Origin of the sequence: Streptomyces sp. NPDC047002 (genome assembly GCF_040704505.1) — a bacterium.
In the GTDB taxonomy this organism is placed as follows: domain Bacteria; phylum Actinomycetota; class Actinomycetes; order Streptomycetales; family Streptomycetaceae; genus Streptomyces.
In genome coordinates this window covers 136,588-147,052 of record NZ_JBEYWC010000015.1, presented here as the reverse complement: position 1 = coordinate 147,052, position 10,465 = coordinate 136,588, and the positions used below count along the sequence as shown (strand labels likewise).

Genomic DNA, 10,465 nt, shown 5'->3' with positions numbered 1-10,465 from the left:
CCGCCCCTCTGGCCCGTCTGCCCCCCGGGGGCCCGCCTTCGGGGTGGGGGCCCGGCGTGGGGGGGGCCGCGCCGGGGCGCCCCCCCCCCCGACAGGGCGGTGCCGGTGAGCAGGACCACGAGGGCGGCGGGCCCGCGGGCCGCAGGGGCGGCTCTCACGCGTCCGCCCCGGCCGCGCGGCCGGGGCGCCGCCCCACCACGACGAGGAAGACGTCCTGGTCGAGGTCCATCACGACCTCGGCGGGCGTGCCCTCGGCGCGCCGTGCGCGGGCGAACTCCTCGGCGGGCCTGCTGCCGCGCGGACCGCCTGCGGGAAACCTCTGGAGCACCGTTCTCGGGGCCGTGCGCGCCCTTGTCACACTTGTCACATCGGTATCCAACGACGCTTCAGGCTAAAGCGTTACGGTGCGCGGTGGGGCGTGAGGTTCGGGCCAAGGGTTTCCGTGGCAGGTAGTTGAGGGGAATCCACTGGGCCTCGAACAGCGGGCGACGGGCTGAGGAAATAAGGGGGATCGATCCGTGATCGTATGGATCAACGGGGCGTTCGGAGCGGGCAAGACGGCTGTGGCGCGCGAGCTGGTCGACCTGATCCCGAACAGCACCCTGTACGACCCCGGGCCGGTCGGCGAGGAGGTCGGACGGCTGCTCCCGAAGCAGCGGCTCGCCGAGGTCGACGACTACCGTGACCTCCCGATGTGGCGGCGGCTCGTGGTGGACACGGCGGCCGCGCTCCTCGCCGAGGTCGGCGGCGTCCTCGTGGTCCCGATGACCCTGCTGGCGCAGGACCACCGGGACGAGATGTTCGGCGCGCTCGCGGCGCGCCGCATACCCGTGCGGCATGTGCTCCTGACACAAGACGAAACGATCCTGCGCGAACGGCTCGCGGAGCGCGGGGCCGATGTCGGAGAGCCCGGCGGCGCCGAGCGCACCGACGGCTGGTGCTCCGCGCACCTCGCGGCGTACCGCGCTGCCCTGGACGGCTGGCTGCGCCACGACGCGCACGTCTTCGACACCACGGGGCTCACCCCGCGCCGGGCGGCCGCGCGGCTCGCGGACGCGGTGCACAGCGGAGCGGCGCCCGTGCGCGACATCGTGATGACGCCGGAGCCGACCGCCGAGACCCTCGCCGCCGGTGTGCTGCTGTTCGACGCCGCGGGGCGGGTGCTGCTCGTCGACCCGACGTACAAGCCGGGCTGGGAGTTCCCCGGCGGCGTCGTGGAGCGCGGAGAGGCGCCCGCCAGGGCCGGCATCCGGGAGGTCGCGGAGGAGACCGGCGTCGAACTCGCCGAGGTGCCGCGGCTGCTGGTGGTGGACTGGGAGCCGCCCGACCCGCCGCGCTACGGCGGCCTGCGCCTGCTGTTCGACGGTGGCCTGCTGCCCGCCGCCGCACGCATCCTGCTGCCGGGCTCGGAGCTGCGCGACTGGCGCTTCGTCACGGAGGCGGAGGCGGCCGACCTGCTGCCCCCCGTACGCTTCGCCCGCCTCCGCTGGGCCCTGCGGGCCCGTGAACAGGGCGCGGTGCTCAACCTGGAGGCGGGCGTACCGGTGGGCTGAGCACGGCCGTACGCCGGCACGCCGGGTGGCGCCCGGCGTGCGGCCGTGCGGCGGGGGAGCAGCGGTCAGCCGCGGCGGGCGGCCGCGTAGTTCCGCAGGAAGTGGGCCTCGGTGACCGAGAGGCGGCGCAGCTCCTCGGGGTCGACGCTCTCGTTGACCGCGTGGATGCGCGCCTCCGGCTCGCTCAGGCCGATGAGCAGGATCTCCGCCTCGGGGTACAGGCCCGCGAGGGTGTTGGTCAGGGGGATCGAACCGCCCTGGCCCGACGTCTGCATCTCCTCGCCCGGGTAGGCCACCGCCATGGCCTCCGCCATCGCGCCGTACGCGGCGCTCGACGTGTCGGCGCGGAACGGCTGGCCCTGGCCCATGTCCTCGATCGCGACCCGCGCGCCCCACGGCACATGCCGCTCGATGTGCGCCGCCAGCAGCTTCTTCGCCTCGGCGGCGTCCTGGCCAGGAGGCACCCGCAGGCTGAGCAGGGCGCGCGCGGTGGCCTGGACGGACGGCGTGGCGCCGACCACCGGCGGGCAGTCGATGCCGAGGACCGTGATCGCGGGGCGCGCCCAGATCCGGTCGCCGACCGAGCCCGAGCCGATCAGGCCGACGCCGTCGAGCACGCCCGCGTCGGACCTGAAGTCGTCCTCCTCGTACGTGATGCCCTGCCAGACCGCGTCCGCGGCGAGCCCGTCGACGGTGGTCGAGCCGTCCTCGGCGCGCAGCGAGTCGAGGACCCGCACGAGCGCGGCGAGCGCGTCGGGCGCCGCGCCGCCGAACTGGCCCGAGTGCAGGTTGCCTGCGAGTGTGTCGACGCGTACGGCCAGCATGGCCATGCCCCGCAGGGTGGAGGTGACGGTGGGGACCCCTGCGCGGAAGTTGCCGGTGTCGCCGATCACGACGGCGTCGGCCGTGAGGAGGTCGGGGTGCGCCTTCGCGTAGTCCTCGAGCCCGCTCGTGCCCTGCTCCTCCGAGCCCTCGGCGATGATCTTCACCGTCACCGGCACGCCGCCGTCGGCCTTGAGCGCGCGCAGCGCGAGCAGGTGCATCAGCACACCGCCCTTGCAGTCGGCCGCGCCGCGCCCGTACCAGCGGCCGTCCCGCTCCGTCAGCTCGAAAGGCGGCGAGACCCACGCCGCCTCGTCCAGCGGCGGCTGCACGTCGTAGTGCGCGTACAGCAGCACGGTCGGCGCGCCCTCGGGCCCGGCGAGCCTGCCGTACACCGACTGGGTGCCGTCGGGCGTGTCGAGCAGCGCCACGTCGTCGAAGCCCTCGGCGCGCAGCGCGTCCGCGATCCAGCCGGCCGCCGCCTCGCACTCGCTCCTGGGGTACTGGGCGGGGTCGGCGACCGAGGCGAACGAGACCAGTTCGGCGAGTTCGGCCTTCGCCCTCGGCATGAGGGAGGCGACCGTGTGTGCGAGGGCGTCGGGGTCCGGCATCCGAACCGTGGTCATGGGCACGCTCCTGGGAGATGGCACGTTGTACTGGTGGCTGCGGTCCGTTCACATGGGCCGATGGCAGGATGATCCTCCCACAGCGGGGCAGGGGACCCCGCGCCGTAGGATGCCGTTCGACAACAGAGCAACACGCCAAGTCGGGAGCAGAAGCACACCGTGAGCAGCGATAACGCAGACGCCGGCCTGGAAAGCGACGAGCCGGTGTGGGATGTCGTCGTGGTCGGCGCAGGACCTGCCGGAGCCTCAGCGGCATACGCCGCCGCGGTCGCCGGCCGCCGGGTGCTGCTCCTGGAGAAGGCGGAGCTTCCGCGCTACAAGACCTGTGGCGGCGGAATCATCGGACCTTCGCGCGACGCCCTGCCCCCCGGCTTCGAACTGCCGTTCAAGGACCGGGTGAGCGCGGTGACGTTCTCCCTGAACGGCAGGCTGACCAGGACCCGCCGCTCCAAGCGGATGCTCTTCGGCCTCATCAACCGGCCCGAGTTCGACGCGACCCTCGTCGAGTACGCCCAGAAGGCGGGCGCCGTCCTGCGCACGGGGGCCACGGTCTCCCGCGTCGAGCAGCACGGTCCCGCCGTGCCCGACCGGCGCACGGTCGCCGTGGTCCTCGCGGACGGCGACACCGTACTCGCGCACGCGGTGGTCGGCGCCGACGGCAGCGCGAGCCGGATAGGGGCGCACGTCGGCGTGAAGCTCGACCAGGTCGACCTGGGCCTGGAGTCCGAGATCCCGGTGCCGCCCACGGTCGCCGAGGACTGGAAGGGCCGCATCCACCTCGACTGGGGCCCGCTGCCCGGCAGTTACGGCTGGGTCTTCCCCAAGGGCGACACGCTGACGGTCGGGGTGATCTCGGCGCGCGGCGAGGGCGGGGCGACCAAGCGGTACCTGGAGGACTTCGTGGCCAGGCTCGGGCTCGCCGGGTTCGAGCCCGCGGTCTCCTCCGGCCACCTGACCCGGTGCCGCACGGACGACTCGCCGCTCTCCCGCGGCCGGGTCCTGGTCTGCGGCGACGCCGCCGGGCTGCTGGAGCCGTGGACCCGGGAGGGCATCTCCTTCGCGCTGCGCTCCGGCCGCCTCGCGGGGGAGTGGGCCGTACGGATCGCGGAGGCCCACGACGCGGTCGACGCGCGGCGTCAGGCGCTCAACTACGCGTTCGCGATCAAGGCGGGGCTCGGAGTGGAGATGGCGGTCGGGCGGCGGATGCTGTCCGTCTTCGAACGCCGCCCCGCCCTGATCCACGGCGTGCTCACCTCGCTGCGGCCCGCGTGGAACGCCTTCGCCGACATCGTGCGCGGCTCGACCACGCTGGCCGGGCTCGTCAGGACCCACCCGCTCGCGCGCCGCGGGCTCAACCTCCTCGACCGGCGCCAGGAGTCCGACGCCACGGACGCCGTCGTGCCGCAGGAACCGGCCGAAGGCGACGCCGAGGCGATCGGCGTCCACGACCCGGAACACCGCAGGGCCGGCTCACCGGAGTGACCGCGCGTGCCGTGAGCACGCGCCCCGCGGGCTGAGGGACCCGCGTCCCCGCCGCTTGGGGTGCCCGTGTGCGCCCCGGACCTGCAGGGACCGGTGTCCCCTCGCCGCGGTCCTGGGCTTTGGCCGGCGTGCGCGCGCCGGCGCCGTCGTGCCGGCCCTACGAGACCGGTCTGGTGCGCCCCGGCCGACTCGGCTGAGCGCCGGGACCGGCGCCGGGGCCGGGGCCGGGCGGCACGGCGGCTCAGCCGCCCGACGGCTCCCGCACGCCGGCGCCGCGCGCCACGTGGCCGAGGACGGCGGCGAGCGCGGCGAGGACGCTGACCGTGGTCAGGGCGACGGGCATCGAGAGCCAGTCGGCGAGGAAGCCGATGGCGGGCGGGCCGATCAGCATCCCCCCGTACCCGAAGGTCGAGGCGACGGCGACGCCGTTCGGGCCCGCGAGTGCGCCCGCCCGCCCGATGGCGACGGGGAAGATGTTGGCGAGGCCGAGCCCCATCACCACGAACCCCGCGAACACCAGCCAGGTGACGGGCGCGAGCGCGCCCACCAGCATGCCCGCGGCGGCCGTGAGACCGCCGACGACCAGTACGCCCGTCTGCCCGAAGCGCTCCTGCACCGCCGTCCCCGACAGCCTGCCGAGTGTCATCGCGAGGGCGAAGGCCGAGTAGCCGAGCGCCGCCACACCGGGTGCGGCGCCCAGGTCCTGCGACAGGTGCAGCGCGCTCCAGTCGGACATCGACCCCTCGCCGTACGCCGTGCAGCAGGCGATCACGCCGAACAGCGCCACCGCGCCGCCCGCCCCTGCCCGCGCCGCCGTGCCCGGCCCGCGGCCCGATCCCGGGCGCGCTGCGGCGGGCGGCCCCGGCGCCGGCTGCCGCGCGGGTCCTGGCGGGGCCGGCTCCGGGCCGCGCAGCAGGAACGGCGCCACGACCGCCGTCGCGACCAGGCCGGCCACCGCGAGCGCGCCGAGGTGCACGGCGGGGGAGAGGCGGCTCGCGACGAGCCCGCCCAGCGCGGCGCCGAGCATGCCGCCGAGGCTGTAGACCGCGTGGAAGCTGGAGATGATGGGCCGCCGCAGCGCCGCGACCAGGTCCACGGCCACCGCGTTCATCGCGACGTTCTGCCCGCCGTAGCCGACTCCGAAGACCACCAGGACCAGGCCGAGGGAGAGCGCCGAGTGGGTGTGCGCCGGCAGTGCCACGGAGAGGGAAAGCAGGGCGGCGCAGGCGACCGTCACCGGCCGCGCGCCGAAGGCCCTGCACAGCCTGCCCGTCACGACCATGGTCACCACCGCGCCCGCCGACACCCCGAGCAGGGCCAGGCCGAGGGCGCTCGCCGAGGCGTTCGCCTGCGCCTTCACCGCGGGGATGCGGACCACCCAGCCGGCGAAGACGAAGCCGTCGAGGCCGAAGAAGAGGGTCACGGCCACCCGCAGCACGGCGAGGTGGCGCCGGGCGGCCCCGTCCTCGCGGGCGGCAGGACCGGTGGCGCCCGGGGCGTGGGGAGCGGCGTCCGCCGCCGGTTTGTTTATTTCCGGCACAAAAGCAGCATAGGGACCTCCCGGGGAGGTGACAAGGAAACGGGCGCCGCGGCGGATCATGGGAGACTCGCCCCATGAACGGCAAGGCGACCCCGGCCAGGACGCGGCTCGAACGCGGCAGGAGCGCGCTCGGCCCCGCGCTGGAACTCGTGCACACCGGCCGTGCGCCCACCCGCGCCGTCCTCACCTCGGAACTCGGGGTCACCCGCGCCACGGCGGGCGCGGTCGCAGCGGAACTCGAAGCGCTCGGCCTGATCACGGTGGACTCGCGGCCCGGCGCCGGGGCCGGCTCGCAGGGCCGCCCCTCGCACCGGCTCTCCGTGGACGAGGCAGGTCCCGTGGCGCTCGCCGCGCAGGTGCACGCCGACGGCCACCGGGTCGCACTCGTCGGGCTCGGCGGCCGGATCGTCGCCACCGCCGCGGGCCGCGGCGTGGTCGAGGCCGACCCCGAGCAGGTACTCGGGGAGGCCGTCGCCGCGGGCGAGGCGCTGCTGCGGGAGAGTGGGCGCCGGTGCGTGGGCGCCGGGCTCGCCGTGCCGTCGGCGGTCGCGGAGCCGGAGGGCACCGCGCTCAGCCCGCTGCACCTCGCCTGGCCGTCCGGCGCCCCCGTGCGGCGGGTCTTCACCGAGCGGGTGCGGGCGATCGGCGTCGAGGGCCCGGTCTTCACCGGCAACGACGTCAACCTCGCCGCGCTCGCCGAACACCGGCACGGCGCGGGCCGCGGCGCGGGCAACCTGCTCTGCGTCGCCACGGGGCACCGCGGCGTCGGCGGTGCGCTCGTCCTCAACGGGCGCCTGCACACGGGAAGTACGGGGCTCGCCCTGGAAGTCGGCCACCTCATGGTCAACCCCGGGGGCCGCCCCTGCTACTGCGGCGGCCGCGGCTGCCTCGACGTGGAGGCCGACCCGCTCGCCTTCCTCGCAGCGGCGGGCCGCGAGCCGGGCCCCGAGACCAACCTGCTCCAGCAGGCCACCGCCCTGCTGCGCACCGAACCGGGGGAGCCCGGTGTGCGCACGGCAACCGAGCGGCTGATCGACTGCCTCGGCACCGGCCTCGCAGGACTGGTCAACATCCTCAACCCCGACCGCATCGTCCTCGGCGGCCTGCACGGCGAACTCCTCGCGACCGACCCGGACCGGCTCAGGGCCGCCGTCGCCGACCGCTGCCTGTGGGGCCGCAGCAGTGTGCCCGTGCTCGCCTGCACCCTGGACCACAACAGCCTGGTGGGTGCGGGAGAGGTGGCCTGGCAGCCGGTGCTCGACGATCCGCTCGCCGCGCTCGGCGCCTGACCTGCGCCCGGCCGCGGCACCGGCGGCCGGTCACCCGCCGTGACCGGTCGCGGCTGCTCCCACCGGGTGACGGGAGGCCGCCGTACTCCCCTGGAGGTATCGGCCCCGCCGCCGCCCGTACGGCGACGTGCGGCCGCAGGCGCGGCAGGCTCGCAGGCGTAGGGAAACCCGCGGACCCCGCGGTGACCTCTGGAGCTGAGCCCCGATGGACACGGCGAACACACTGGATGCGGTGAACACACTGCACACCCTGGCACTGCACGACGGCGGCCCTGGCCCCTGGATCGTCTTCGCGCCCCTGGTCTGGACCGCCGTGCCCGCGGCCGTCTTCAGCCTCGTACGGCGCGCCCGGTCCCGGCGGCCACGACGAGCGGTCCCCGATCGCGGTCATCGGCCGCAGGTTCGCGGCCGGGGAGATCGACGAGGACGAGTACTGGCGCGGGCTCTCCGTGCTGGACGAGCAGTTCGGCAGGGCGGGTCGGCACGGCACGCCGTGACGGCGGGCGGGCACGGAGGCGCGGCACCCGCCGCGCCTCCGTGCCCTTCGGGTCCTTCGGGTCCTTCCGCGCGGGTCAGGACCCGTCCGTGCCCGCTCGCGCCCCGCCCGTACGGTCAGCCCATGATGGCCGAGCGTGCGGTGGCGTGCCCGTATTCGAGCACCACCGCTTCGAGGTCGGCGGTGTCGAACGGGCCGTCCGTCGCCGCCCCGTACACCGGCAGGTGCGACGGCGGCGCCGCGGCGCCGGGCGGTGCGTGCAGGGTGAACCAGACGCTCTTGCCGCCCGCGCTCTGGCTCACCCCCCAGCTCTGGCTGACCGCCGCGATCAGTGCGAGACCGCGGCCGCAGGTGTCGTAGGTGGCCGCGTCCGTCAGGTTCGGCATCCGCGGGTCGTGGTCGCTGACGGAGACCGTGAGCCGGTCGAGCAGCAGCTCGACGTCGACGGTGCACCGCTTGTCCGGCTGCGCGTGCCGGTGGACGTTGGTCAGCAGCTCGGTCAGGCCGAGTGCCGCGTGGTCGATCAGAGGGTCGAGGCGCCAGTAGCGCAACTGCGCCGAGATGATTCTGCGGACCTGTCCGATCCGCGACGGCAGGGCATGGAGCTCCACCGTGCAGTGCCTGCTTGGCTGGCTGATCACGGCTGCGACTCCCCGAATTGAGGTCCGGAAGAAGCGTGGTTGTCGACCAGCTGCCGGCTCGCGATCCGGCCGCCGTTCCTGCCCGGCGGGGCTGGTCCGCAGCGTCACCGCCGTTTCACTCTCAGTGAGATGCGACCAGCCTCGCCCAGCGGTGCGCGTGCCGCAACTCGCGCGCTCACGGTGCGCCGTCCCCCGGGCGCCTTATGGCTACCCAAAGTGAGCGTTTGGCGGAGCGCTGCGGTTGACTTGGCCCCATGGCCGAGCACCGCACCCCACCCGCACCGCATCCGGGCGACACCCCCGCCGCACCGCATCCCGCCGCACCGCACGCCGCCGAGGCCGCACCGGCGGCCGGAGCGTCCGGCACCGCCCCGACCAGGGGCGCGGTCGACACCCTCGACGTGGACCGCAGCGACAGCGCGTACCGCACCTGGCTCAAGGAGGCCGTGCGGCGGGTGAAGGCCGACGCGAACCGCTCGGCCGACACCCACCTGCTGCGCTTCCCGCTGCCCGCCGAATGGGGCATCGACCTGTACCTCAAGGACGAGTCGACCCACCCCACCGGCAGCCTCAAGCACCGCCTGGCACGCTCGCTCTTCCTCTACGGGCTGTGCAACGGCTGGATCCGGCCCGGGCGCCCGGTGATCGAGGCGTCGAGCGGCTCGACCGCCGTGTCCGAGGCGTACTTCGCCAAGCTGATCGGGGTGCCGTTCATCGCCGTCATGCCCCGCACGACCAGCGCGGAGAAGTGCCGCCTCATCGAATTCCACGGCGCCGACTGCCACTTCGTCGACGACCCGCGCACCATGTACGAGGAGGCGGCCCGGCTCGCCGTGGCCCGCGGCGGCCACTACATGGACCAGTTCACCTACGCGGAGCGTGCCACCGACTGGCGCGGCAACAACAACATCGCCGAGTCGATCTACGAGCAACTCCGCCTGGAGCGCTACCCGGAGCCCGCGTGGATCGTCGCGACCGCCGGCACGGGCGGCACCTCGGCGACGATCGCCCGCTACGCCCACTACATGCAGTACGACACCCGGGTGTGCGTGCCCGACCCGGAGAACTCCTGCTTCTTCGACGGCTGGACGCACGGCGACCCCGGCGCGGCGAGCGAGCGCGGCTCCCGCATCGAGGGCATCGGCAGGCCCCGGATGGAGCCGAGCTTCATCACCGGCGCGGTCGACCGGATGATGAAGGTGCCCGACGCCGCCACCGTCGCGGCCGTCCGGGTACTCGAACGGGTCGTGGGCCGCAGGGCGGGCGGCTCCACCGGCACCGGGCTGTGGAGCGCGCTGCGGATCGTCGCCGAGATGACCGGGCGCGGCGAGCACGGCAGCGTCGTCACCCTCATCTGCGACGCGGGCGACCGCTACCTCGACAAGTACTACTCCGACGCCTGGCTCGCAGAACAGGGCCTCGACATCGCCCCCTACACGGCGACGCTCGACCACTTCCTCCGGCACGGCCTCTGGCCGCGGGAACCGGACGCCTGACCCGCGAGGGGCCGCGCCCGTCAGGGCCGCGGCAGCCGCAGCCGCCGCTCCAGGGCCCGCATCGACATGAGGAACGTACGGGCCAGGGCCGGGCGCGCCAGCCGCACCAGCGCCCGGTACACGGCCGTGCCGTCCGTCGCCACCGTCCAGCGCACCCGCGTCCCGCCGTCCGCCACCGCCGACAGCCGCCACTCCTCGACCAGCGCAGAGGCACCGGGGATGTTGGTGTGGTCCGTGCGGTACGCGTAGCGGGCCGCGGGCCGCGCCGCGAGCACCGACTCCCAGGTCTGGCCGCCGCCGGCCAGCCGCACCTGCCGGCCGTCCGGGGTCCTCGCCACCGCGGCCACCCCGGCGAACCACTCGGGCCAGTCCTCCGTCCGGTCCGCCAGTTCCCGGTAGACAGCCTCCTGCGGTACGCCGAGTTCGGCGCCGAACACCAGGCGCACGCGCGCCGACTCCACGAACTCCAGTCCCACGGGCCGTATGCGCCGGACCATCGACCTCACATCCCACCGTCGGG

The 10,465-nt window shown here is 74.8% G+C and carries 9 protein-coding genes and 1 pseudogene; 5 read left to right on the top strand and 5 right to left on the bottom strand.

Going from position 1 to position 10,465, the window contains the following annotated elements:
• Positions 1-154: 154 nt before the first annotated feature.
• Positions 155-358, bottom strand: coding sequence for a hypothetical protein (locus tag AB0910_RS16805; protein ID WP_366745354.1), 204 nt, complete (start codon positions 356-358; stop codon positions 155-157).
• A 160-nt stretch (positions 359-518) separates the two neighbouring features.
• Here AB0910_RS16805 and AB0910_RS16800 point away from each other — a divergent pair, with 160 nt between their 5' ends.
• Complete coding sequence (locus AB0910_RS16800; RefSeq protein ID WP_366745346.1) at positions 519-1,553, top strand: NUDIX hydrolase; 1,035 nt, start codon at positions 519-521, stop codon at positions 1,551-1,553.
• A 65-nt stretch (positions 1,554-1,618) separates the two neighbouring features.
• Here the strand turns inward: AB0910_RS16800 and AB0910_RS16795 are convergent, their stop codons facing one another.
• Complete coding sequence (locus tag AB0910_RS16795; RefSeq protein WP_366745353.1) at positions 1,619-2,986, bottom strand: dipeptidase; 1,368 nt, start codon at positions 2,984-2,986, stop codon at positions 1,619-1,621.
• A gap of 174 nt (positions 2,987-3,160) precedes the next feature.
• Between AB0910_RS16795 and AB0910_RS16790 the strand changes: the two genes are divergently transcribed.
• Positions 3,161-4,483 (top strand): geranylgeranyl reductase family protein, encoded by a 1,323-nt coding sequence (locus AB0910_RS16790; RefSeq protein ID WP_366745345.1) that lies wholly within the window; start codon positions 3,161-3,163, stop codon positions 4,481-4,483.
• Positions 4,484-4,724: 241 nt separating this feature from the next.
• On the opposite strand, the gene AB0910_RS16785 is transcribed toward AB0910_RS16790, so the two are convergent.
• A complete protein-coding gene (locus AB0910_RS16785) occupies positions 4,725-5,921 on the bottom strand; it encodes an MFS transporter (protein WP_366745352.1) in 1,197 nt (398 codons plus the stop codon).
• Positions 5,922-6,097: 176 nt separating this feature from the next.
• Here AB0910_RS16785 and AB0910_RS16780 point away from each other — a divergent pair, with 176 nt between their 5' ends.
• Entirely contained in the window at positions 6,098-7,312 is a 1,215-nt protein-coding gene (locus tag AB0910_RS16780; RefSeq protein ID WP_366745344.1) for an ROK family protein, read from the top strand.
• Positions 7,313-7,553: 241 nt separating this feature from the next.
• A pseudogene (locus AB0910_RS16775) lies at positions 7,554-7,809 on the top strand (SHOCT domain-containing protein).
• A gap of 115 nt (positions 7,810-7,924) precedes the next feature.
• On the opposite strand, the gene AB0910_RS16770 reads toward AB0910_RS16775, so the two are convergent.
• Complete coding sequence (locus tag AB0910_RS16770) at positions 7,925-8,449, bottom strand: ATP-binding protein (protein ID WP_366745343.1); 525 nt, start codon at positions 8,447-8,449, stop codon at positions 7,925-7,927.
• Between the two features lie 254 nt (positions 8,450-8,703).
• Here AB0910_RS16770 and AB0910_RS16765 point away from each other — a divergent pair, with 254 nt between their 5' ends.
• Complete coding sequence (locus tag AB0910_RS16765; RefSeq protein ID WP_366745342.1) at positions 8,704-9,945, top strand: PLP-dependent cysteine synthase family protein; 1,242 nt, start codon at positions 8,704-8,706, stop codon at positions 9,943-9,945.
• 20 nt (positions 9,946-9,965) lie between these two features.
• Here AB0910_RS16765 and AB0910_RS16760 read toward each other — a convergent pair whose 3' ends face one another.
• Positions 9,966-10,442, bottom strand: a complete 477-nt coding sequence (locus AB0910_RS16760; protein ID WP_366745341.1) for an SRPBCC family protein — start codon at positions 10,440-10,442, stop codon at positions 9,966-9,968.
• Positions 10,443-10,465: the final 23 nt, after the last annotated feature.

Bases quoted from the DNA above. Each gene is read 5' to 3' on its own strand.
- AB0910_RS16795 (WP_366745353.1), bottom strand. From the start codon at position 2,986: ATGCCGGACCCCGACGCCCTCGCACACACGGTCGCCTCCCTCATGCCG.
- AB0910_RS16780 (WP_366745344.1), top strand. From the start codon at position 6,098: ATGAACGGCAAGGCGACCCCGGCCAGGACGCGGCTCGAACGCGGCAGG.
- AB0910_RS16765 (WP_366745342.1), top strand. From the start codon at position 8,704: ATGGCCGAGCACCGCACCCCACCCGCACCGCATCCGGGCGACACCCCC.
- AB0910_RS16760 (WP_366745341.1), bottom strand. From the start codon at position 10,442: ATGGTCCGGCGCATACGGCCCGTGGGACTGGAGTTCGTGGAGTCGGCG.